Consider the following 23273-nt stretch of genomic DNA (forward strand, 5'->3'; position numbering starts at 1 on the left):
TAGCAACGCTTAGGTTCCACAGAGATGTGAAGTCTAGGCGTTTTTTTGTAGTGCTAACTGACTATTTAAAGTATAATTAATAGGGAGTATCAGATAGACAGAAGCGAGGGTGTTTATGATAATTATGCGCACAGAGCAATTGACGAAACGTTATGGTGAAAAAAGGGCTGTCAACCAACTGGATTTGACGTTAGAACGCGGACAGTTAACTGCCTATTTAGGAACGAACGGGGCTGGTAAATCGACTACGATTCGGATGATGATAGGAACGTTGACACCGACGAGCGGCCGGGTGCTCTATAACGAGAACGACATTGCACAGCTTAAACAAACAGAGTTCAACATCGGTGTCGTCTTTCAAGAAAGTATTTTAGACGAAGAATTAACGGTACGGGTGAATTTGTACCTGCGTGGACAAATGTACGCAAATGTTAGTAAGGAGACCATCGAACAATTGATGATCAAGACGGGAGTGTCGGCTTATGCGGAACAACGGTATGGTAACTTATCCGGTGGAATGAAACGAAAGGTCGATATTACACGGGCGCTTATTAATGAGCCACAGGTGTTATTTTTAGATGAGCCGACTGCAGGTCTCGATGTGCAAGCGCGAGCAGAAATTTGGCACCTCCTTAACTATTTGAAAACGTCACAACAATTAGCGATTTTTTTAACGACCCATTATATCGAGGAAGCCAACGAAGCGGATCAAGTGTACGTGTTAAAGGCGGGTGGAATTGTTGAACAAGGGTCAGCCCGAGCATTAAAAGCTAAACACGGCGGCTTAACATTATGGTTACAGCTAACAGATGCAACGCGCATACAGGCGGAATATCGTGATAATCTCCGCCATGATGAGCATCAGGGGATTGGGATCCGCGTTGAATCGCCGCAAGAAGCACTGGCGCTGTTAGCGACTTATCACGACCTCATTACGGACTTTAGTTATCAACCCGTGGATATGACCGCCGTTTTTCTTAAGTTAACAGGGGGTGAGCAACAATGACAGCAATATTGCATCGAAATCTACTGTTGTATTTTAAAAATAGAACCAATGTGTTCTTCTCCTTATTGGGGGCGTTAATTGTATTCGTTTTATATGTGTTGTTTTTACGAAAAAACATGTTGACGACCGTTGTGTCTATCCCTAATGGGGCAGAGTTACTGGACCGTTGGTTGCTCGGTGCAATTTTAACAGTGACGGCCTTAACCACATCTTTTTCGGCATTAGGCCAATTAATAAAAGATAAAACGAGTCATAAATTAGTTGATTTTTCTATTACTGATTTACGAAGCTATCAGTTGCTGAGCGGTTATTTTTTGAGCGCGATGGTGATTGCGACACTGATGCAAGTCGCGGTGTTTGTCGTATGTTATGGGTATTTTTATTTAGTCAATGGGATGACCATTGCGGGGAGCGAAATCGGAAAATTATGTGGTTTGATGGTCTTGACAGCTCTTTGTGCTAGTGCTATCAGTTTGGTGATTTGTCTCCTCATTCAAACAGAGGCGACCTTGCGGACAGTGGGGAGTATTCTCGGTGCGCTAGCAGGCTTTATTACCGGTGCTTATATTCCGATTGGCAATGTCTCGGGTGTGGCTGAATGGGCGATTAAGGCTAATCCATTATCTTATGCTTCGTCATTGTTTCGTCATGTTTTAATGGATGCTAAATTGGCAAAGCTACCGTCAGACGAAGCGGTCTACTTGAAAACGTATTTAGGAGTAGCGTATGAGTGGCAAGGACAGCTGACCACACCAATGGTTGAATTAGCTGTCTTAATCGGTGTTTGTGTCGTTTTTACCGGCCTAGTTTTGTTGCTCAGCAAGAAAATGACGATAAATTTAAAAACTTAAGAGTGATTTTTTTGAACGAAGTAGGCGATTTATAAAAAAAGGGTATGGTTTAAATACAATTAAAGAGTTGGAGTGGATAAAATGAAACACCTATTAACGATAGACATCGGTGGCTCAGCCATCAAATACAGCCTATGGCAAGCTAATAGCTTAGGGGAAATTGAAAGTGAACCAACGCATCGCAGTTGGTCAGAAATGAAAGCGTTTTTCCTCGTGTTGAAAGAGCGGTATAACGGAATAACAGGCGTTGCAATCAGCTGTCCTGGAGCCGTTAATACGGCAGAAGGTGTCATCTATGGCTTAAGTGCGGTACCTTACATTCATCGGTTCACGATTAAAGCTGAACTTGCAAACTTATTCGGTGTACCGGTGACGATACAAAATGACGCCAATTGCGCAGCTTTAGCTGAAGTGTGGCGGGGCAATGCAAACGATGTAAACAATAGTTTGTTAGTCATTTTAGGTTCTGGCATCGGCGGTGCAGTAGTGACCAACAAACAATTGCATGTAGGAAAACATTTATTTGGTGGTGAATTTGGTCTCATGATTTTAAACAGTGAGACAGGCGAAACATGGAGCCAACTCGCAAGTCCAGTTAACCTTGCTCGGGCCTATTCTGCTTGTAGTCAGCAATCCACATCAGGTAAAGAACTGTTTGACTTAGCCAGTATCGGTGATGTTCGAGCGACAGCGTTTGTTGAACGATTTTATCATCAAACAAGCGTAGGCTTATTTAACTTAATCACCGCCTTTGACCCAGAGCGAGTCTTAATTGGCGGTGCTATTTCGAAACGCCCGGGTTTGATAGCCCGTTTAACCACTGGGGTTGAACAACTCATCACAACTAATAACGCGAGCGGTCTTACGGTTGATATTCAACCCTGTCGTTATTTTAACGACGCAAATTTAATTGGTGCAGTCGCACAGTATCGCTTGGAAAGTGGTGATCCAGATGAATAAGACGGTCAAATCGATCTTGGAAATAGTTAAAATTGTCGTGATTGCCTTGGCACTTACCTTTGTGATTCGTACGTATCTTTTTGCCGTTGTTAAAGTCGATGGTGCCTCAATGGATCCAACCTTACATGACGGACAATATTTAGCGTTAAACAAGTTGAAAACGGCTAATCGTTTCGACATTGTCGTCTTTCCGGCACCAAATGAGGGTAAAGGGGATTACATCAAGCGAGTAATCGGTCTGCCCGGTGATAAAATTGTTTATAAAGATGATAGGCTCTATATCAATGATAAAGCGTACCAAGAACCGTACCTCGATGAGTTTAAAGCGAAAGTCAACGGAAGATTGACCGATGATTTCGTCATTGATGAACTGCCAGAGGATAGCTATTTTTTAATGGGCGATAATCGGCGGATAAGCAATGATAGCCGTCGTTTTGGTCCGGTTGAGCAAACGGACATCGAAGGTGTGATACTCAATTGGTTGATTCGTTCGTAAAAAAATAAACCTTAAACGTCATCGGAGTGAAATATTTATATTAAACTAATAATTTATTAAAAAAAGGTGGATAAAGTGCTCCTTTTTGTTCGATTATTACAAGAGTATTTGCTATAATAAACAGGTAAGTTGATTAAAAAGGAGGATGGCCAATGAAAAAAGCAGGTGCTTTTATTTGGGACATTTTGAAAGTTGTTATTGTAGCGCTGATAATTACAATGGTCGTTCGAACCTATCTCTTTGCAGCAGTTAAAGTCGACGGCGCTTCAATGGATCCGACGCTTTATTCGGGTGAATATTTATTTATTAATAAATTAAAAACAGCAGATCGTTTTGATATTGTCGTTTTTCCAGCACCGGATAATAAGTCGCAAGAATACATTAAACGAGTGATTGGTCTACCTGGTGACAAACTTGAGTTCAAAGACGACACCCTTTATATTAATGATAAAAAATATGAAGAACCGTATCTCGATGAATTCAAGGCAAATGAAGCTGGTAATTTAACGCCTGATTTTGTCGTAGAGAAGATTCCAGCCGGCAAATACTTTTTAATGGGAGATAACCGTCGCGTGAGTAATGATAGTCGCTATTTTGGAGCTGTTAACGAAAGCGATATTGATGGTGTCGTCATTAAATGGGGTAAAAAAAACTTATAATTCAGGACTGAATAGCAGACATAATCAACACTTCGTGCATCGTACGAGGTGTTTTTTGTTAACGTTCTTTAAATAACTGCTATCTAAAACGCGTTGAATAATGCTATAATTAGTAAGGTGTCTTTAGAGTGTAGCACGTGATTAATAATGAATGAGGCTAAGGGTGATTGCTTGTCTCTTGGCGAGGAGGATTAGCAATGAAGCGGTTATCAAGAGATTCGAAATATAGCATAGTTAGATGGTTACGCTTAAGTTTGATTGCGTTGCTTATTTGCCTTATCCTCCGTTTTTTTATGTTTATTCCTGTTACAATTGACGGTTATTCGATGATGCCAACCTTGAAAATGGGAGAAGTCGTGTTAGTTAATCGCTTGAGTGATGTCAAACGATTTGACACAATTGTCTTTAACATCGAAAAACAGCAGTACGTCAAGCGTGTCATTGGTATGCCAGGTGATCATCTGGTCTATAAAAATGACCAACTTTATATTAATGGTAAGCTTAAAGCCGAGCCATACTTACAACAATACCGCGAAAAATTAAATGAAAATGATACGTTCATGAGTGATTATGATATTGTGGTTGATGATAATACGTATTATGTCTTAGGTGATAATCGTGACAACAGTAACGACAGTCGTTATTTTGGGACAGTGACAAGCGACCATATCATCGGTGTTGCCAAATATGTCTATTTACCAATCAATCACATGAGAACGATCAAATAGGAGGAAAAAATGCCAATACAATGGTTCCCAGGGCACATGGCTAAAGCACGTCGCCAAGTGACAGAAAAATTAAAGTTAGTCGATATTATTTTTGAGTTGGTAGACGCTCGTCTGCCAATTAGTTCAGCCAATCCGATGATGCACGAAATTATTCATCAAAAGCGTCGGGTGTTGATTTTAAATAAGGCCGATATGGCTGATCCGAGCATGACTGAAAAATGGTTGGCTTACTACGAAAAACAAGGCATTCGTGCAGTGGCTATTAACTCAAAAGATGGGCAAGGCTTACATAAGTTAACAAAGGCCGCTCAAGCTGAAATGAGTGAAAAAATCGAGCGTAACCGTCTCCGTGGGATGAAACCGCGTGCGATTCGTGCGATGATTTTAGGTATTCCAAATGTCGGTAAATCGACGTTAATTAATCGCCTCGTTAAAAAGAACATCACACAGACGGGTAACCGTCCCGGCGTAACAAAGGCACAACAATGGATCAAAGTCGGTAAAGAACTTGATTTATTAGATACACCTGGTATTTTATGGCCGAAATTTGAAGACAGCGATGTCGGCTTCCGTCTGGCTTTAACCGGTGCAATTAAAGATGATATTTTGGACTTAACTGAGGTCGCAGAATACGGTTACGATTATGTGGGTGCTTTTTATCCAACGTTCCTCACCGATTATTTAGGAACTGAAGAACCGTTAACAGGCAAAGAAATGCTTGAACGTATCGCTAAAAACCGTCAACTGATGGATGAAGAGTTTATTGACTACAGCCGAGCAGCTGAACATTTCGTCCGTGATTTCAGAGCGCTCAAAATGGGCCGTGTCACATTAGACCGTCCCGATGAATACGAAGAGGTGGCAACCAGTGAGCCATCGTGACAGTATCGCTGCCATTAAACAGGCGCTACAAACAGTGAAAGAACCGACTGATAGCTTGCTCGAAAGATTAAAAGCAGACGAACGCAAAGGTGTACAACTCGCTTTAAAACAATGGTATAACAGGTTCGATGCAGCCCAACAGCTCATTGCCAAACGTGAAGAAATGTTGACATACGAACGAGCGTTTCAAGTGAAAAACTATCAGGTGATTGCAGGTGTCGATGAGGTGGGTCGTGGCCCGCTAGCAGGTCCAGTTGTAGCTGCAGCTGTTATTTTGCCACAGAATACACAATTAATCGGTATTGATGACTCGAAAAAGTTAAGTTTTGCTAAAAAACAGGCGTTATACGAGGCAATCAAAGCAGAAGCATTAGCGATTGGTGTCGGTATTGTCACTGAAAAGACCATTGATGAAATTAATATTTATGAGGCCTCAAAAGTGGCAATGCTCGATGCCCTTGCCCAGCTTGAGGTACAACCTGAGGCTGTTTTGGTCGATGCAATGCCGTTGATCTATAAAGAAACAGCTGTATTATCGCTCATTAAAGGCGATCAAAAAAGCATTTCAATTGCAGCAGCTTCAATCGTCGCGAAGGTTGTGCGTGATCAAATGATGACAGATTATGCGGTTACTTATCCAGGGTATGATTTCGAACATAATTTTGGCTATGGTACTGCGAAGCATTTAGCAGGTTTAGAATCGCTTGGTGCGTGTCCGATTCACCGTTTAACGTTTTCACCGGTTAAAAAGGTACTTCGTTAAGTAACGTTAGGCAATAAATATCAAAGTTCTCGCCTCTTTTTCTTTTACACTAGAGAAAAGGAGGCGTTTTTATTGTGGACGGAACGAAAAAAATGGTTATTTGAACAGTCGCATCAATTCCAGTCACGAACAAGATTACGGCAAAGCTTATCGAGACTATCAGCTACGAGAATGGTTGCGATACCAAAGCTTGCGCTCGATTATAAAGCAGAGGGCATTGTTTTTATTACTGAAACCGATATGGCTTATCCCGCCGCATTTCGAACGATGCATGATGCCCCACTTTATTTTTATGCTGTAGGGAACTTAACCTTTTTAAGTAAGAAAATAATCGCAATTGTCGGTTCACGACAGTGCTCATCATCTGCTGAAGCGGTGATGAAGCCAATTATAACCGCATTAATGAGCGCAGAAATTGTTATCGTAAGTGGGTTAGCGCTTGGTATTGATGCATGGGCGCATCGTCTTACACTACGAGAGAAAGGGGCAGCAATCGCGGTGCTCGGTAGTGGCATGTTTCGTTTTCATCCCCGAACAAATCAACGATTATTTGAGCAAGTATTGACCAAAGGATTAGTGATTAGCGAGTATGCTCCAACGAATGTAGCTCGTCGTTGGACATTTGTCGAACGTAATCGACTGATTAGTGCTCTAAGTCAAGGGGTATGGGTAGTAGAAGCAACATTAAAAAGCGGTAGTTTAACAACTGTGGATTTTGCTTTAAATGAAGGTAAAAATATTTATGCCTCACCTGGCTCACCGTTAAATCGACACGCCGAAGGTTGCAATCAGTTAATTCAAGATGGCGCTTTTAGTGTATTACGGGCAGGCGATATTCTAGAAACGCTAGGCTGAATTAAAACACAGTAAATATTAATGCTTATTTCTTCTATTATAAAGATGTTTTTCTGCTTTTTAAAAGAGGATGGCTTTCATTTTAAACCGTTGTCATGTTACAATTCGAACAGATGCTACTGTATACGCATTAAAAAGCTTGTAACTGTAGTGAATATCTATTATAGTATGTTATGTTAACTTAACACCAAATATACCCTTACCATTAACATGTAATGGAAGTGAAAGACGAGAGGACTGAAAGTCTATGGCTGATTATCTAGTCATTGTTGAGTCACCAGCAAAAGCGAAAACAATCGAAAAATATTTAGGTAAAAAGTATAAAGTGCGTGCGTCGATGGGCCATTTACGTGATTTGCCAAAAAGTACAATGGGTGTTGATACCGAAAATAATTATGAACCACGCTATATTACCATCCGTGGTAAAGGTAGTACTTTAAAAGAATTAAAACAAGCAGCAAAAAAAATGAAAAAAGTTTATCTCGCAGCCGATCCAGATCGCGAGGGGGAAGCAATTGCTTGGCATTTAGCTAATAGTTTGAATTTAGACTTGAATGACGACCTCCGTGTTGTTTTTAACGAAATCACCCGCGATGCGGTGAAAGATTCGTTTAAACATCCACGTAAATTAGATATGGATTTAGTTGATGCGCAACAAGCACGACGTATTCTCGATCGTTTAGTCGGCTATAACATTAGTCCGGTTCTCTGGAAGAAGGTCAAAAAAGGCTTAAGTGCTGGCCGTGTGCAATCAATCGCCTTGAAATTAATCATTGAACGCGAAAAAGAAGTGAATTCGTTTACGCCTGAAGAATACTGGAGCATTGATGGTCAGTTTATTAAAGGCAAGAAACAATTTCAAGCTAACTTTTACGGTGTAAATGGTAAAAAAACTGATTTACCGACAAGTGAATCGGTTAAGGCTGTCGTTGAGCAGCTGAACGGGAAAGATTTTACCGTCGATAAGGTAACGAAAAAAGAACGTAAACGAAATCCAGCAGCACCGTTTACGACCTCTTCTTTACAACAAGAGGCGGCTCGTAAACTGAATTTTAAAACACGAAAAACAATGATGATTGCCCAACAGTTGTACGAAGGAATTGCAATTGGTCGTGCAGGGACTGTCGGGCTCATTACATATATGCGTACCGATTCGACACGTATATCTGAAACGGCAGTTGCCGCAGCGAAAGACTATATTGGTGAAACATACGGTGCTGAGTATCTTCGAACAGCAGACCGTAAAGATAAAAATAAAAAAGGCGCTCAAGATGCCCATGAGGCTGTTCGTCCCTCACGACTCGACAAGGCGCCGGCTGATATTAAAAAATATTTATCGCGTGATCAATTTCGTTTATATAAGTTGATTTGGGAACGGTTCATTGCCAGTCAAATGGCACCGGCGGTATTGGATACGATGCGTGTTGATTTATCGAATAACAACGTTAATTTCCGTGCAAACGGCTCGAAAATCAAGTTTAACGGTTTTATGAAAGTATATGTTGAAGGCACCGATGATGGCAGCGATGAAAAAGAAAATATTTTACCGGATATGACAACCGGTGATACGGTGCAGTCGCTAAATGTTGATCCGCGTCAGCATTTCACACAGCCACCACCACGATTCACTGAAGCGCGACTTGTTAAAACGTTGGAAGAAATCGGGATTGGTCGCCCATCAACCTATGCACCAACCCTCGATACGATTCAGCGCCGAAACTATGTGACGCTTGATAACAAACGGTTTATGCCGACAGAACTGGGCGAGATAGTCTATGCATTGGTGGCAGAATATTTCCCTGAAATTATCGATGTGACGTTTACAGCCAATATGGAGGAAAAACTCGATGCGGTCGAGCACGGTAAGATGGAATGGAAGAAAGTTATCGATGAATTTTATCGTCCGTTCGAAAAAGAAGTGCAAAAAGCTGAAGCCGAGATGGAAAAAATTGTTATTGAAGATGAACCAGCAGGCATTGACTGCGAACTATGTGGCAAACCAATGGTCATTAAAATGGGCCGTTATGGTAAATTTATGGCCTGCAGTGGGTTCCCCGATTGTCGCAACACGAAGGCGATTGTCAAAGAAATCGGTGTGATGTGTCCAGACTGTAAAGAAGGTCATGTAATCGAACGTAAAAGTAAGAAAAACCGCCTGTTTTATGGCTGTGATAAATACCCAGAGTGTGAGTATGTGAGTTGGGATCGTCCGATTGAACGCCCTTGTCCAAAATGTGACAAACACACGTTGGTCGTAAAAAAACTCAAAAAAGGGAACCAAATTACCTGTACAGCTTGTGATTATAAAGAAGAAGAACAAAAATAAGCATCATGCTGAGGGTGACATTAAGGTGTCAACCCTCAGTTTTTTATTTACCTCATCCACTAAAGTTCTGAAAGTTCCGAATTGTTTACTTTTTAGCTTTTGGTATGATACGATGAATGGGGTTAAGGAGGAAAAACAATGATAACTCTCGAAAATAAGGACATCCTTAATTTTACACAATATTTAGAAGTAGAACGTAATTATTCTGCGGCAACAGTCCTTGCCTACCAAGCAGATGTTACAGACTTTACGACCTTTTTGAACAGTGAAAATATCGCAAACTATGCTGCGGTTGAAATGCTCGATATTCGCTTATATTTAACTAAATTGCATGAACAATTATTATCACGTTCAAGTGTTTCACGGAAGTTATCGAGTTTACGTAGTTTTTATGCTTACTTAGTGACAACTAACCAAACCGATCAAAATCCGTTGGCATCAGTTTCACATGCGCGTAAATACGTTAGTCTACCACATTTCTTTTATTCTGAAGAGATGAATGAGTTGTTCGAAACGGCGCAAACACGGCAAACAAAGTTAGCGAGTCGTGATTTAGCTTTACTTGAAGTTCTTTATGCAACAGGTATGCGTGTTTCAGAGTGTGAAGCTATGCGACTAGCAGACATTGATATGAACTATCACACAGTGTTAGTGCACGGGAAGGGGAGCAAAGAACGACATGTTCCTCTCGGACAGTTTGCCATCGATGCCTTGCAGACTTACTTCGAAAAGTGTCGCACCCCGTTATTACAACATTTTAATGAAACACATACGGCTGTTTTCATTAATAAAAATGGGAAACCGTTGACTGTTAGAGGAATCCGCTACTGTTTAGACCAATTAATGAAGGCAACGACATTAACCGGTAAGATTCACCCACACATGTTACGTCATACCTTTGCTACCGATTTGATGAATGCAGGAGCCGATATGCGAACCGTACAAGAATTACTTGGGCACGTAAGTTTATCATCGACGCAAATTTATACACATGTCACCAAAGAACGATTACAAGAAACATATCGCAATGCACATCCGCGTGCATAATTTCATAAACAAGGTCGTTTTCACAGAAAAGTTTATTAATTAAATAAAATAGCACAAAAAACAATGATTATGTATGTTTAATTGTACGATAACGTGATATACTACGTAAGGACCTAATGTTAAGTAATCTTACTTATTCACACATATATGTTTGACTGAACGTATCACAAAAACTAAATAACATCAAATGACTGCTGTGGCGAGTCATCTCTAGGAGGAAAACTAATGAACCTTACATTATTACAAAAGACGCGTGGAATTAACTCATTATTACAAAAATCAGCTGGTCATTCCGTTGATTTTAACGAAATGGCTGCAACAATGAGTCGTTTTATTGAGGCAAATGTCTACATTGTAAGCCGTAAAGGAAAATTGCTAGGTGTATCTGAAGAAGTTGAAATTAATAACCAACGAATGATCAGCTTCATCGAAAGTCGTCAATTTCCAGTTGATTACACGAATAGCTTATTTAATATTACTGAAACAACCCAAAACATTGATTTCGAAAGTCGTTACACGATTTTCCCTGTCGAAAATGCCGGTATTTTTAAACAAGGTTTAACGACAATTGTACCGATTGTTGGTGGTGGTGATCGTTTGGGAACGTTAATCATTTCACGTTTAAGCGATGTTTTTACAGATGACGATTTAATTTTGGCTGAATACGGTGCAACCGTTGTTGGCATGGAAATTTTACGTGAAAAAACCGAAGAAATTGAGGAAGAAGCTCGTAGTAAAGCCGTTGTACAAATGGCAATTAACTCTCTCTCATACAGTGAACATGGCGCGATTGAACATATTTTTGAAGAACTTGGTGGTAAGGAAGGCTTGCTAGTTGCGTCTAAAATCGCCGATCGAGTCGGTATTACACGTTCAGTAATTGTTAATGCATTACGTAAACTTGAAAGTGCTGGTGTGATTGAATCACGCTCACTTGGCATGAAAGGAACTTATATTAAAGTGCTTAATGATAAATTTTTAGTGGCTCTTGAAAAAACAAGTATGTAAGTCGCAACGTTTAACTAAGTGATGCGCGCTATAACATTGAGGGTCAAACGGTCGCTATTGATCGAGTTGTTTTATATACAGATTCAAGTTACTTTTACTACAGTCTAAAAGGAACAATCCCTTGGATTGTTCCTTTTTTTATTGAGGAGGATAAACATGAAAACAGTCAACCAATCTGAAATTAAAGTGCGCTATAGTGAAACCGATCAAATGGGAGTCGTGTATCATACGAATTACTTAGTCTGGTGTGAGATAGGACGGACGAATTTGATTTCACAACTCGGCTTTGATTATGTCGAAATGGAGGCACAAGGTTATTTAGCACCTGTGTTAGATGTCCAGTTGCAATATAAATTCCCGTTACGATACGGGCAATCAGCCATCGTCAAAACGTGGGTTGCAGCTTATGATGGGTTGCGGACAACCTACGGTTATGAAATTCGGGTAAAAGAAACCGACCAACTGGCTCTTACTGCAACAACAACCCATGCGATTGTTACGAAAGAACATTTTAAACCTGCCTCTTTTAGAAGGCATTTCCCTGAGTGGGATAAGGGCTATAAAAAGGAAGTTGAATAGATGGCATTTGGGGTAAGTCGTGCGCAATTAAAGGCATGGAAGGCGGCCGTACGGTCTGGTGAGATTGCTTTTCTGACACATTGGTGGCAGGATGACCGCTTTAATGGGGTTAGCAGTTTCACCAAGGTTGGCTGTGCTGATCGTGCTAAATTAATAGAGTGGGGAAGTCAATACGGTTTGCAAGCGAAATACTTAGATTTAAAACATGAGCAGTATCCTCATTTTGACTTGTTTGGTGACACCCAACTCTATGTGTTACGAGCAGAAGGCTTAACAGATCATATCAAACGGTTTAAATTAGCTACTACTGAAGGAGTGAGGCAGATGTATACGTTAGAAACAGACCAAGCCATTGTTAAAATAGCCGTTAAAGGGGCTGAATTACAGTCATTCATCCGTAAAGATACGGGTATTGAATACATATGGCAAGCAGATCCAACCTATTGGGGCAGACATGCACCGATTTTATTTCCTAATGTCGGTCGCCTACAAGACAATCAGTATCATTATCAAAACAAGTATTATAGTCAACCACAACACGGTTTCGCACGGGATTTACCGTTTACGGTTGTGACTGTATCGCCAACACATATTTTACTGGAACTGACGCAAACAGCTGAGACATTAAAAAATTATCCGTTTGCCTTCAACCTGCGGATCGCATACTATCTGGAAGATGCAAATCTAAAAGTTGAATGGACAGTTACTAATCCGGCGGAAGCAACGCTGTATTTTTCAATTGGGGGGCATCCAGCCTTTAATATTCCGTTAGAAACGCAACAGACATTTACTGATTATGATTTAGTATTTTCACAACCATTTGACGGGGAGCTCTTGAGTTTAGAAGGGCCCTTCCTTAATCAATCAGTCCAGAAACGATTAAGCAAACAAGCAATCACCCATGTACCGCTGTCTAAAGCCCTCTTTAAAGAAGATGCCTTAATCTTTGAGGATATTGCTGAACTGACGTTGGCGAACAAACAACGGACACATGGTGTCCGTGTACATACCGCTGAAATGGCCTTTGTTGGTGTTTGGTCACCGTTAAATGATGCCCCATTCGTTTGTATCGAACCGTGGCAAGGAATTGCTGATACAACTGATACATCAAAAGAGTGGTCAACCAAGTATGGTTCACACAAACTTGCCGCAGGCGAAATTTTCCAAAAAGCGTATACAATTGCACCGTTTTAAGCACGAAAAAAGCCGTAGAATTCATTCTACGGCTTTTTAATCACATGTTATTTTTTTTTGCTTTAAAAACCATCTTTGATTCGGTTCCGTTTTTAATACGTGTAATATTGGCACGGTGTCGATAAAGGATAAAAGCCGTTAAAATCGCCATCACGACAATTAAGGTGATATCCTTGAAAAAGATACTGGCGATAAAGCCGACAGTAACGGCAACCATTGAACTTAAAGACACATAACGTGTCAATAGTAACACAATCGCGAAGGCGATTAGAACGATTAAAAAGACTGTTGGTGAATAACCGAGGAGGATACCTGCTGACGTTGCAACAGCTTTGCCACCTCTTAATTTTGCGTAAGCAGGGTAAATATGACCGATGACTGCAAATAAACCAATCAACAATGGGTTAACAGGCACATCTAACCAAACCGGAATTAAGGTTGCTAATGTCCCTTTCAGGACATCAATTATCATCACGATGATGCCCGCTTTAACACCTAATATACGAAATGAGTTTGTAGCGCCAAGGTTACGGCTACCGTAATCTCTAATATCTTTTTTGAAAAACCATTTACCAATCCACAAGCCTGCTGTAAATGATCCGATTAAATAAGCGACAAGTATGAGTGCAATCACTTGTATGGCATAATTCATACGAATTCCTCTTCTCTTTAAAAGTACGTAACACCTTCATTATAGTTGAAACCGTAAGGAATTGGAACGATTATTTTCGTTACGGCACCAATTAATGACAGGAACTGTTAGTAGTAAGTCATAAGAAACTGATTGGTTTCAAATAAATAGTGATTTTGTTTGTGATACGACTACTAAGTGGTGTATACTAAGCTTTCGTAGCTATTGACAAAAGATGCCCATTAGCGATAATCTAAAAAAAGAACCGCGATATTACGGTGATTTTTTGAGCGTAATCGGTTACACTAAATAGTAGAGAGTTATTTTTTAAAACAACTTACAATCAAAAGATAGTTTTAACAAAGGCTGTACCGAACATTGTTTGACAAAACAAGTCAATCTTTGTTATTTTTAAAGACGAACAAACGTTTGCAAAGGCAAACACTCCAAGATAGAAAGGCGCTGTTTAGGATTGGTAAAAAAAACAACCGAATATAACGATGATTCCATTCAAATTTTAGAAGGCTTAGAAGCTGTTCGTAAACGTCCAGCGATGTATATTGGCTCAACGGATGCGCGCGGTTTGCACCATTTAGTGTATGAAATCGTCGATAACTCAGTCGACGAAGTGCTGTCTGGCTTTGGTAAAAAAATCGACATTACGATAAAAAAAGATAATAGCATCGTCGTTAGTGATGAAGGACGAGGGATGCCAGTTGGAATGCATAGTTCTGGTAAACCGACAGTCGAAGTCATTTTGACGATTCTCCATGCCGGGGGTAAGTTCGGCCAAGGTGGCTATAAAACCTCAGGTGGTTTACATGGTGTTGGTGCCTCGGTTGTCAATGCCCTCAGTGAGTGGTTAACCGTTACAGTTTACCGCGATGGCTATGAATACGAGCAACAATTTAAAAATGGTGGTGTTCCAGTTACAAAACTCGTTAAAAAAGGCAAGACAAAATGCACTGGAACAACGATGCATTTTAAACCAGATGCAACCATTTTTTCTACAATTACGTACAATTACGATGTTTTAAGTGAACGTTTAAGAGAGTCAGCCTTTTTATTGAAAGGCGTTGAAATTAATTTAACCGATGAACGTGAAGATGATAAAAGCGACAGTTTTCATTACGAAGAAGGGATTGCGGCCTTTGTCACATATTTAAACGAAGATAAAGAAGTGTTGCATGATACTGTTGTGATGGAAGGCGTCAATACAAATATGGAAATTGAAATGGCCTTCCAATTTAACGATGGTTACTCAGAAACATTGTTAAGTTTCGTTAATAACGTCCGCACAAAGGGTGGTGGGACGCATGAATCAGGTGCAAAAGCGGCTATGACCCGTGTGATGAATGAATATGCCCGTCGCATTGGCTTATTAAAAGAAAAAGATAAAAACCTCGAAGGTAGTGATATTCGCGAAGGAATGTCAGCTGTTATTTCGATTCGTGTGCCAGAAGAATATTTACAGTTTGAAGGACAGACGAAAGAAAAACTCGGTACTTCTGAAGCCCGCGCGGCCGTTGATGCGGTAGTATCGGAACAATTGGCGTATTTCTTAAACGAAAACCCTGAAGTAAGTCAATTATTAATCCGTAAATCAGTAAAAGCACAACAGGCCCGTGATGCAGCCCGTAAGGCCCGCGAGGATACTCGTAACGGTAAGAAACGTAAGCGTGGCGATACCTTGCTATCTGGTAAATTAACGCCGGCTCAATCGCGTAACCCGATGAAAAACGAATTGTATTTAGTCGAAGGGGATTCGGCTGGTGGTTCAGCGAAGCAAGGACGTGATCGTCGCTTTCAAGCTGTCTTGCCGCTACGAGGTAAGGTTGTTAATACCGAAAAAGCAAAATTGGCTGATATTATGAAAAACGAAGAAATTAGCACGATTATTCATACAATCGGTGCTGGTGTTGGCGCTGATTTTGATATTGCTGACTGTAACTATGATAAAGTCATCATCATGACCGATGCCGATACCGATGGGGCACATATTCAAGTCTTGCTCTTGACCTTCTTCTACCGCTACATGCTGCCGTTAATCCAAGCTGGGAAGGTATACATCGCCTTACCACCGCTTTATAAGGTCAGCAAAGGAATCGGTAAAAAAGAAGTGATTGAATACGCTTGGACCGATGAAGAACTAGAAACCGTTTTGAAAAACTTTAGCCGTGGCTATGTTATTCAGCGTTACAAAGGTTTAGGTGAAATGAACGCCGATCAATTATGGTCGACCACAATGGACCCTGAATCACGCACGCTTATTCGTGTACGAATTGACGACATGGCGCGCTCAGAACGTCGGATTTCAACGCTAATGGGTGACAAGGTCGAACCGCGTCGTCGTTGGATTGAAGGTAACGTCGAGTTTACATTAGAAGATGATCAAAGTATTTTAGAAAACGAAAACGTAATGATTGAGGGGGATTCCGATGCCAATTCATGATGGTATTCAAGACTTACCGTTAGAAGAAGTCGTTGGCGACCGTTTCGGTCGTTATAGTAAATATATTATTCAAGAACGTGCCTTACCAGATATTCGTGACGGTTTAAAACCCGTGCAACGTCGAATTTTATATGCAATGTATGCTGAAGGTAACACGAGCGAAAAAGGATTCCGTAAATCGGCTAAAACAGTCGGTAACGTTATCGGTAACTATCATCCTCACGGTGATTCATCCGTGTACGAAGCAATGGTACGAATGAGCCAAGACTGGAAAAACCGGATGCCGTTAATTGAAATGCACGGGAATAATGGTAGCCTCGATGGCGATTCAGCAGCAGCAATGCGTTATACCGAAGCACGACTCGGTTCACTGTCGGCACACTTATTACAAGACCTTGAAAAAGGCACGGTTGAGATGATTGATAACTTTGATGAAACGACCAAAGAACCGACAGTTTTACCAGCTCATTTCCCGAACCTACTCGTGAACGGGGCAACTGGTATTGCGGCTGGTTATGCGACCGATATTCCACCGCATAATTTAGGCGAAGTCATTGAAGCCGTCATTTATCGATTAAAACATGCCAACTGTTCAATTGATGACATTATGACTATTATCCCTGGACCGGATTTTCCAACGGGTGGTATTATTCAAGGGGTCAAAGGCATTAAAGATGCTTACACAACTGGTAAAGGTAAAATTTTCATTCGTTCGCAAACCGAGATTGAAACAATTCGTAGTGGCCGTCAACAAATTATTGTGACCGAAATTCCATACGAGGTTAATAAGGCCAATATGGTTAAACGAATTGATGAGCTTCGTCTTGATAAAAAAGTCGAAGGGATTTCAGAAGTGCGTGATGAGAGTGATCGTACCGGACTCCGGATCGCAATCGAACTCAAAAAAGACGTTAATGTCACAGGAATTTTAAATTATTTATACAAAAATACGGATTTGCAAGTATCTTATAACTTTAATATGGTGGCAATTGATGATAAACGCCCACGTTTAAATGGCATTTTAGGCTTTATCGATGCGTATATTAAACATCAGCAAGAAATCATCACCCGTCGGTCAATTTATGATGTAAAAAAAGCACGTGATCGTCAACATATCATCGAAGGGTTGATGAAAGCCTTATCGATTCTAGATGAAGTGATTGCGATGATCCGGTCATCGAAAGACAAGAAAAACGCAAAAGAAAACTTAGTGGCAGCCTTTGCTTTTTCAGTTGAACAAGCAGAAGCGATTGTAACCTTGCAATTATACCGTCTTACAAATACGGATATTACAGAGTTACAAGCTGAAGGGAAAGAATTATCGGATAAGATCGCTCAACTGGAGGCGATTTTAGGCGATGTGAAAGTCTTGAACCAGACATTAGTCAACGGTCTCAAAGCCATCAACAAAAAATTCCCTAATCCGCGTCGTTCTGTCATAGAAGAAAAAATCGAGGAACTCAAAATCGACCGTACCGTGTTAGTTGCCAGTGAGGAAGTGATGGTAAGCGTCACCGCCCACGGCTATATTAAACGTACGGGCTTACGTTCATTCAGCGCTTCAACAGGTGTATCTGATCTTGCGATGAAAGAAAATGACCACGTCGTTTTTGCCCAACAAATGAATACGATGGACTTTGTCGTCGTCTTTACGGATAAAGGGAACTACGTGTACCGACCAGTACATGAATTGACCGATATTCGTTGGAAGGATCTCGGCGAACACGTCAGTCACTTGGCGAACGCTGATAGCAGTGAGCGTATCGTTGCCGTCTTGCCATTGAAAGACTTTAGCACCGAGTTAGCCGTTGTCTTTACGACTGCAAATGGGATGATTAAACGTAGTACGTTGGATCAATACCAGCCGCAACGTTATGCGCGTAGTTTAACAGGGGTTAAATTAAAAGGCGCTGATTCGGTAGTGACTGTCTTTGTTGCTAATGATAGTGATAAAGTGAGTCTTACGACGAATAAAGGCTATAACCTAACATTTGCTTTGAATGAAGTACCACTTGCCAATGTACGAACAAGTGGGGTTAAAGGCATCAACCTCAAACCAGACGATTTTGTAATTGGTGCTGTTAAACTGGCGGCAGGACACGATCTCTTGTTAGTGACTCAACGAGGTTCAGTTAAACGTTTCAATGAGAAACACCTTGAACTGCAATCCCGTGCTTTACGTGGGTTGTTGATGTTACGTGAACTGAAGGCGAAACCACATCGTTACATTGCCATGTTATCTGTTGCCAAAGAAGACAGTGTCACTATCTTAACAGCGAATGATACAACTGTTGATGTTGAGGTTCAAACTGTTAATAGTGTCACCGATCGTTATTCAAATGGCTCATTCGTTTTAGACGAAATCGAGGATGGGCAAGCAATCGCTGCCTGGCTCAATCCTGCACCGAAACTTTCAAAATAAAGAGAGGAGACTGTGTATGACTGAAATTTTTGCCCATCGTGGCGCCAAAGGTACACACCCAGAAAACACACTGGCAGCTTTTAAGGCGTGTCTCGGTTTGCCGATTACAGGCATTGAATTAGATGTTCACCTCACGAAAGACGGTCAGCTTGTTGTCATGCATGACGATACGATTGACCGCACGACGAACGGAACCGGCGCGATTAAAGATTATCGTTTAGCAGATTTGCGCCAGTTTAATGCCGGTGTGTATGAGGGCGAGTTACAAGTCATTCCTACCTTTGAAGAAGTGCTTGATCTGTTGAATACGAGTGGGATGACCTTGAATATCGAGCTTAAAACCGATGTCAATCGATACCGGGGGATTGAACGAAAAGTGTTGCGGTTATTGCAACACAAACAAGGGAATCTAACCGTTATTTTTTGTTCGTTCAACTTTAAAACCTTAAGACGTCTGCGTCGTAAGGATAAACGTGCCAATTTAAACGTGCTGATTAAGCGCAATTTAAAGTCTGGCTTAAAATGGGCCAAAAAAGTTAAAGCGGATGCATTGCATCCGCCTTACTACTTACGACAAAAGGCAGCAAATTGGGAATCGCGTTATAAAACACGGTATTGGACTATCAATAAAGCCGAAGAGATGCGTTCGTGCTTTGCCAACCCACAGGTGACTGGTTTTATGACCGACTATCCCCTCCTTGCTGCTGAAATTAAAGCCGAGATGGAAAGGGCGAAGACTCATGAGTAAACATTCCGTCGTCGCCATTATCGGGCCGACAGCGGTTGGGAAAACCGCACTCAGTTTACATTTAGCAAAAATCATGCAGGCTGAGATTATTAGTGGCGATTCGATGCAAATTTATCGTCAGATGGATATTGGTACTGCTAAGGCGTCTAGCGCCGAACAAGCAGTTGCGCGCCACCATATGATTGATATCGTTGAACCGTCAACTGACTATGATGTTTCACAATTCGTTACAACAGCACGAGCAATCATCGATCAGCTGCCACAAACGATGACACCATTAATCGTCGGTGGCACCGGGTTATATGTACAGTCCTTACTCTATGACTTTAAATTGGGAAATATTACCGAAGATCGGCAGTTGCGAGCAGAGCTTGAAACCTTACTTGCGACTGCGGGGAATCAGGTTTTATTTGAACGATTACAAGCAGTCGATGCCGTTGCAGCTGAAACAATTCATCCGAATAATACACGTCGTGTGATCCGGGCAATTGAAGTGAGTATGACGAGTGGTAAGCCGTTTTCACAACAACAGCCTGAACCACCAGCACCACATTATCGACATTTAATTATTGGTTTGAAAATGGATCGTGAACTGCTCTATCAACGAATCAATGCCCGTGTTGATTTGATGATGGCTGAGGGCTTAGTAGAAGAAGTCCGGAGCCTTCGTCCAGTATTAACGGCTAACACAGCCGCTCAGGCCATTGGTTACAAAGAGGTGTTAGCTTATATTGATGGACAACTTTCGTATGATACGATGGTTGAGCTGATTAAACAACGTTCGCGTCAGTATGCTAAACGTCAATTGACTTGGTTTAATAATCGGATGAATGTTGTTTGGCTTGATGCGACTGATCCGCAATTGCATCAAAAAGCAGAGGCGTTAGTTCGAAAATTTAAAGGGTGATTCGAGCAGTCCTTGAACTTTCGTTGTCGGAAACACGAGCCTTCGAAGAGCGTTTGTCTTTAGTCTGTAGCTAGTCCTCATTCGAGGACTAGCTTTTTTTGTTAGAATTTAAGAATTGGGCTAGACATTTGTAATAAAAAGTAACAAAATGCTTTCACAATGTTAGATTATCTTACGCAAAATATTGTGTTTCAAATTAAAGTCGAGTAAACTAACAGTATCATCAAGTTTTGATGACGATTAACTAACGAGGTGATCAGTGTGGCTGGTAGAGAAATTAGACGAACGTTTGCTGTTTTCCCGATGGGATCCGTTATGAAATTAACGAACTTCAGCGCTCGCCAAATACGTTATTATGAGGAGCAACAACTCATTACACCTGATCGGAACGAAGGTAATCACCGCTTATTTTCGCTCGATGATATTGATCGCTTATTAGAAATAAGAGATTATCTTGACGAAGGTTACTCAATCGCGGAGGTACGTGACATTTACAAACGTCGTAAAGACGCTCATCGTACAGAAGATGCCAAAGCACGACGGTTATTACGTGATGAAATTTTGAATTCAGGTCCATTCAGGCAACAACCGCACAAAAGCAATACGTTCAATAAATAGAGCAACAACCTATTATGAGGAGGAAGTTAAATGAGTTATTCAAAAGAGGATTTATTAGCAATTGCAGAAGCAGAGCATGTGAAGTTCATTCGTTTACAGTTTACAGATGTTAACGGTACGATTAAAAATGTTGAGGTGCCAGTTAGTCAATTAGACAAGGCGCTCAGTAACAAAATGATGTTCGATGGTTCATCAATCGACGGTTTTACTCGTATTGAAGAGAGTGATATGTTACTCTATCCTGACTTTAACACCTGGGTAATTTTTCCTTGGACTGCTGAAAAAGGGAAGGTCGCTCGCCTAATCTGTGATGTTTATACACCGAATCTGCAACCATTTGCTGGGGATCCCCGTATGAACTTGAAACGTGTGCTTGAAGAAATGAAAGCAGAAGGATTTACCTCGTTTAACTTAGGACCTGAGCCGGAATTCTTTTTGTTTAAACTAGATGAAAATGGCAAACCAACGTTAGAGTTAAATGACAATGCTGGTTACTTTGATTTAGCGCCCACTGACTTAGGTGAAAATTGCCGTCGTGACATCGTACTTGAGCTTGAATCGATGGGCTTTGAAATCGAAGCATCACATCATGAAGTAGCTTCTGGTCAACATGAAATCGATTGGAAATACGCCGATGCAGTCTCAGCTTGTGACAACATCCAAACATTTAAATTAGTTGTTAAAACAATTGCTCGTAAACATGGTTTACATGCAACCTTTATGCCAAAACCAATTTACGGTATTAACGGATCAGGAATGCATTTTAACATGTCATTATTCAACGAAAAAGGCAATGCTTTTTACGATGAAAAAGGCAAGGATGGCTTGAGTGAAAAAGCCTATCAATTTATTGCAGGTATTTTACATCATGCAAAAGGTTATACTGCGATTACTAACCCAACCGTTAACTCATATAAACGCCTTGTGCCTGGTTATGAAGCACCGAGCTATATTGCTTGGTCAGCATCAAACCGTAGCCCATTAGTACGTATTCCATCATCACGTGGCTTATCAACGCGTGTTGAATTACGGAGTGTCGATCCGTCGGCTAACCCATACTTATCAATGGCAGTTGTTTTACGCGCCGGCTTAGATGGCATTAAACGTCAATTAGAAGTACCCGCTCCAGTTGATCGCAACATCTACAGTATGACGGCTGAAGAATTAGCAGAAAATGGCATTGATCATTTACCAAGTGATTTAAGCCGTGCCATTGAAGCTTTATCAACAGATCAAACGGTTATCGATGGTTTAGGTGAACATATTTATGCTAACTTTGTTGAGTTGAAGAATCTCGAATGGGATTCTTACCGTACTACCGTTCATGCATGGGAGCAAGAACAATATCTCGAACTATATTAGTATACGATTAAAAGCCCGCCAGATTAACGTTTGGTCGGCTTTTTTTGTGCGATTTGGTTCCTATGGGGCAGAAATGGGGCAGAAAAAAAGTTAGTAATCAAAAGAATCAAGTTTATCGATGAGATTTTCTGACATTTGTTCGGTCACATGCGTATAAATTTCGAGTGTTGTGGACGCATCACTATGTCCACTCCTATCCATAATGGCCTTCACTGGAACATTTAGTTCAGCCAAAATAGAGACATGCGTATGACGTAAATAATGACTTGTTACATTTTTGGTTATGCCTGCATCGCGCGCTGCTTTTTTTAATATCGGGGCAAAGGTGCGATAATCAATAGGTAGACCGTTAATGTGAGTAAAGACATAATCTTTATCCATATAGTGATTGTTTTGTTTTAAAAATTCAATCTCGGCTAAAATTTTGTTGAGTATTTGATTGGCTTTTTCAGGGAGAGGCACAATTCGATTAGCTGCTTGGGTTTTTGGTGTCGTGCGAATGGGGGAGTCATAGGTTGTTGAATGAAAATGGATGGTACCATCGATAGAAATGGCATTTTCGAGAAGATTATTTGTTTGTAGAGCAACTAATTCACCGTAGCGTAAACCAGTGAGGGCTAAAAATTTCACCATGTCAGCTTTCGTTCATTTAAAGGATTCATTCGAAGATGTTTAATAAGAGCGACCAATTCCTCGCCACTAAGGTATTTATCGATTTTTTAGAATCATCAGAAACTTAAAAGGTTATTAGGTGGTGGATAGCAATGGCAAGATTGTTA

22 protein-coding genes and 1 pseudogene are annotated in these 23273 nt (G+C 40.9%); 21 read left to right on the forward strand and 2 right to left on the reverse strand.

The features are described 5' to 3' along the window. Window positions 1–115: 115 nt before the first annotated feature. The 15 genes and pseudogenes from ACJYYY_RS05890 to ACJYYY_RS05960 all read left to right on the forward strand — a co-directional run bounded on the left by ACJYYY_RS05890 (window position 116) and on the right by ACJYYY_RS05960 (window position 13354). A complete protein-coding gene (locus tag ACJYYY_RS05890; RefSeq protein WP_408868706.1) occupies window positions 116–1006 on the forward strand; it encodes an ABC transporter ATP-binding protein in 891 nt (296 codons plus the stop codon). Then, window positions 1003–1857: an ABC transporter permease gene (locus ACJYYY_RS05895; RefSeq protein ID WP_035312768.1), complete on the forward strand. Its 855-nt coding sequence runs from the start codon at window positions 1003–1005 to the stop codon at window positions 1855–1857. Before ACJYYY_RS05890 ends, ACJYYY_RS05895 begins: the two co-directional genes overlap by 4 nt. Before the next feature lie 81 nt (window positions 1858–1938). Next, window positions 1939–2817, forward strand: coding sequence for an ROK family protein (locus tag ACJYYY_RS05900; RefSeq protein WP_035312767.1), 879 nt, complete (start codon window positions 1939–1941; stop codon window positions 2815–2817). Then, a complete protein-coding gene (gene lepB, locus ACJYYY_RS05905) occupies window positions 2810–3313 on the forward strand; it encodes a signal peptidase I (protein WP_035312765.1) in 504 nt (167 codons plus the stop codon). Before ACJYYY_RS05900 ends, lepB (ACJYYY_RS05905) begins: the two co-directional genes overlap by 8 nt. A gap of 152 nt (window positions 3314–3465) precedes the next feature. Next, the gene (gene lepB, locus ACJYYY_RS05910) at window positions 3466–3972 is read left to right on the forward strand and encodes a signal peptidase I (RefSeq protein WP_035312763.1); all 507 of its coding nucleotides are present in this window, start codon (window positions 3466–3468) and stop codon (window positions 3970–3972) included. Window positions 3973–4169: 197 nt separating this feature from the next. Continuing rightward, window positions 4170–4700 carry a signal peptidase I gene (gene lepB / locus ACJYYY_RS05915; RefSeq protein WP_051456753.1) on the forward strand — a complete coding sequence of 177 codons (531 nt, stop codon included), beginning with the start codon at window positions 4170–4172 and terminating at the stop codon, window positions 4698–4700. A 9-nt stretch (window positions 4701–4709) separates the two neighbouring features. Beyond that, on the forward strand, window positions 4710–5582 hold the full coding sequence (ylqF, locus tag ACJYYY_RS05920) for a ribosome biogenesis GTPase YlqF (protein ID WP_035312762.1): 873 nt from the start codon (window positions 4710–4712) through the stop codon (window positions 5580–5582). Then, window positions 5545–6345, forward strand: coding sequence for a ribonuclease HII (locus ACJYYY_RS05925; protein ID WP_084038364.1), 801 nt, complete (start codon window positions 5545–5547; stop codon window positions 6343–6345). The genes ylqF and ACJYYY_RS05925 overlap by 38 nt, the downstream gene beginning before the upstream one ends. Before the next feature lie 72 nt (window positions 6346–6417). After that, a complete protein-coding gene (gene dprA / locus ACJYYY_RS05930; protein WP_051456752.1) occupies window positions 6418–7200 on the forward strand; it encodes a DNA-processing protein DprA in 783 nt (260 codons plus the stop codon). A gap of 247 nt (window positions 7201–7447) precedes the next feature. Then, a complete protein-coding gene (gene topA, locus ACJYYY_RS05935; protein WP_408868707.1) occupies window positions 7448–9526 on the forward strand; it encodes a type I DNA topoisomerase in 2079 nt (692 codons plus the stop codon). A gap of 141 nt (window positions 9527–9667) precedes the next feature. After that, window positions 9668–10573, forward strand: a complete 906-nt coding sequence (gene xerC, locus ACJYYY_RS05940; protein WP_408605168.1) for a tyrosine recombinase XerC — start codon at window positions 9668–9670, stop codon at window positions 10571–10573. A 225-nt stretch (window positions 10574–10798) separates the two neighbouring features. After that, window positions 10799–11581, forward strand: a complete 783-nt coding sequence (gene codY, locus ACJYYY_RS05945) for a GTP-sensing pleiotropic transcriptional regulator CodY (protein WP_035312760.1) — start codon at window positions 10799–10801, stop codon at window positions 11579–11581. A gap of 156 nt (window positions 11582–11737) precedes the next feature. Continuing rightward, window positions 11738–12160, forward strand: a complete 423-nt coding sequence (locus ACJYYY_RS05950; RefSeq protein ID WP_035312759.1) for a thioesterase family protein — start codon at window positions 11738–11740, stop codon at window positions 12158–12160. Next, window positions 12161–12460: pseudogene (locus tag ACJYYY_RS05955) on the forward strand (hypothetical protein); the annotation flags it as partial. Between the two features lie 24 nt (window positions 12461–12484). Then, the gene (locus ACJYYY_RS05960) at window positions 12485–13354 is read left to right on the forward strand and encodes an aldose 1-epimerase family protein (RefSeq protein WP_035312814.1); all 870 of its coding nucleotides are present in this window, start codon (window positions 12485–12487) and stop codon (window positions 13352–13354) included. Window positions 13355–13394: 40 nt separating this feature from the next. Here the strand turns inward: ACJYYY_RS05960 and plsY are convergent, their stop codons facing one another. Next, the gene (gene plsY / locus ACJYYY_RS05965) at window positions 13395–14006 is read right to left on the reverse strand and encodes a glycerol-3-phosphate 1-O-acyltransferase PlsY (RefSeq protein WP_408868708.1); all 612 of its coding nucleotides are present in this window, start codon (window positions 14004–14006) and stop codon (window positions 13395–13397) included. A 451-nt stretch (window positions 14007–14457) separates the two neighbouring features. Here plsY and parE point away from each other — a divergent pair, with 451 nt between their 5' ends. The 6 genes from parE (at window position 14458) to glnA (ending at window position 22494) form a co-directional block, all read left to right on the forward strand. Continuing rightward, window positions 14458–16437: a DNA topoisomerase IV subunit B gene (gene parE, locus ACJYYY_RS05970; RefSeq protein WP_035312757.1), complete on the forward strand. Its 1980-nt coding sequence runs from the start codon at window positions 14458–14460 to the stop codon at window positions 16435–16437. Beyond that, window positions 16424–18859 (forward strand): DNA topoisomerase IV subunit A, encoded by a 2436-nt coding sequence (parC, locus tag ACJYYY_RS05975; protein ID WP_035312756.1) that lies wholly within the window; start codon window positions 16424–16426, stop codon window positions 18857–18859. Before parE ends, parC begins: the two co-directional genes overlap by 14 nt. Before the next feature lie 16 nt (window positions 18860–18875). Beyond that, the gene (locus tag ACJYYY_RS05980) at window positions 18876–19607 is read left to right on the forward strand and encodes a glycerophosphodiester phosphodiesterase family protein (RefSeq protein ID WP_035312755.1); all 732 of its coding nucleotides are present in this window, start codon (window positions 18876–18878) and stop codon (window positions 19605–19607) included. Next, on the forward strand, window positions 19600–20514 hold the full coding sequence (gene miaA / locus ACJYYY_RS05985) for a tRNA (adenosine(37)-N6)-dimethylallyltransferase MiaA (protein ID WP_035312754.1): 915 nt from the start codon (window positions 19600–19602) through the stop codon (window positions 20512–20514). Before ACJYYY_RS05980 ends, miaA begins: the two co-directional genes overlap by 8 nt. A 261-nt stretch (window positions 20515–20775) precedes the next feature. After that, a complete protein-coding gene (locus tag ACJYYY_RS05990) occupies window positions 20776–21132 on the forward strand; it encodes a MerR family transcriptional regulator (protein WP_035312753.1) in 357 nt (118 codons plus the stop codon). Window positions 21133–21162: 30 nt separating this feature from the next. Then, a complete protein-coding gene (gene glnA, locus ACJYYY_RS05995; protein ID WP_035312752.1) occupies window positions 21163–22494 on the forward strand; it encodes a type I glutamate--ammonia ligase in 1332 nt (443 codons plus the stop codon). A 90-nt stretch (window positions 22495–22584) separates the two neighbouring features. Here glnA and ACJYYY_RS06000 read toward each other — a convergent pair whose 3' ends face one another. Then, on the reverse strand, window positions 22585–23127 hold the full coding sequence (locus tag ACJYYY_RS06000) for a site-specific integrase (protein WP_051456749.1): 543 nt from the start codon (window positions 23125–23127) through the stop codon (window positions 22585–22587). Between the last annotated feature and the right edge of the window lie 146 nt (window positions 23128–23273).

Source organism: Brochothrix campestris (genome assembly GCF_046058945.1).
Classification (GTDB): Bacteria; Bacillota; Bacilli; order Lactobacillales; family Listeriaceae; genus Brochothrix; species Brochothrix campestris.

Coding starts and splice junctions, on each gene's coding strand:
- ACJYYY_RS05890 (WP_408868706.1), top strand. CDS start 116: ATGATAATTATGCGCACAGAGCAATTGACGAAACGTTATGGTGAAAAA.
- ACJYYY_RS05895 (WP_035312768.1), top strand. CDS start 1,003: ATGACAGCAATATTGCATCGAAATCTACTGTTGTATTTTAAAAATAGA.
- ACJYYY_RS05900 (WP_035312767.1), top strand. CDS start 1,939: ATGAAACACCTATTAACGATAGACATCGGTGGCTCAGCCATCAAATAC.
- lepB (WP_035312765.1), top strand. CDS start 2,810: ATGAATAAGACGGTCAAATCGATCTTGGAAATAGTTAAAATTGTCGTG.
- lepB (WP_035312763.1), top strand. CDS start 3,466: ATGAAAAAAGCAGGTGCTTTTATTTGGGACATTTTGAAAGTTGTTATT.
- lepB (WP_051456753.1), top strand. CDS start 4,170: ATGAAGCGGTTATCAAGAGATTCGAAATATAGCATAGTTAGATGGTTA.
- ylqF (WP_035312762.1), top strand. CDS start 4,710: ATGCCAATACAATGGTTCCCAGGGCACATGGCTAAAGCACGTCGCCAA.
- ACJYYY_RS05925 (WP_084038364.1), top strand. CDS start 5,545: ATGAATACGAAGAGGTGGCAACCAGTGAGCCATCGTGACAGTATCGCT.
- topA (WP_408868707.1), top strand. CDS start 7,448: ATGGCTGATTATCTAGTCATTGTTGAGTCACCAGCAAAAGCGAAAACA.
- codY (WP_035312760.1), top strand. CDS start 10,799: ATGAACCTTACATTATTACAAAAGACGCGTGGAATTAACTCATTATTA.
- ACJYYY_RS05950 (WP_035312759.1), top strand. CDS start 11,738: ATGAAAACAGTCAACCAATCTGAAATTAAAGTGCGCTATAGTGAAACC.
- ACJYYY_RS05960 (WP_035312814.1), top strand. CDS start 12,485: ATGTATACGTTAGAAACAGACCAAGCCATTGTTAAAATAGCCGTTAAA.
- plsY (WP_408868708.1), bottom strand. CDS start 14,006: ATGAATTATGCCATACAAGTGATTGCACTCATACTTGTCGCTTATTTA.
- parC (WP_035312756.1), top strand. CDS start 16,424: ATGCCAATTCATGATGGTATTCAAGACTTACCGTTAGAAGAAGTCGTT.
- ACJYYY_RS05980 (WP_035312755.1), top strand. CDS start 18,876: ATGACTGAAATTTTTGCCCATCGTGGCGCCAAAGGTACACACCCAGAA.
- miaA (WP_035312754.1), top strand. CDS start 19,600: ATGAGTAAACATTCCGTCGTCGCCATTATCGGGCCGACAGCGGTTGGG.
- glnA (WP_035312752.1), top strand. CDS start 21,163: ATGAGTTATTCAAAAGAGGATTTATTAGCAATTGCAGAAGCAGAGCAT.
- ACJYYY_RS06000 (WP_051456749.1), bottom strand. CDS start 23,127: ATGGTGAAATTTTTAGCCCTCACTGGTTTACGCTACGGTGAATTAGTT.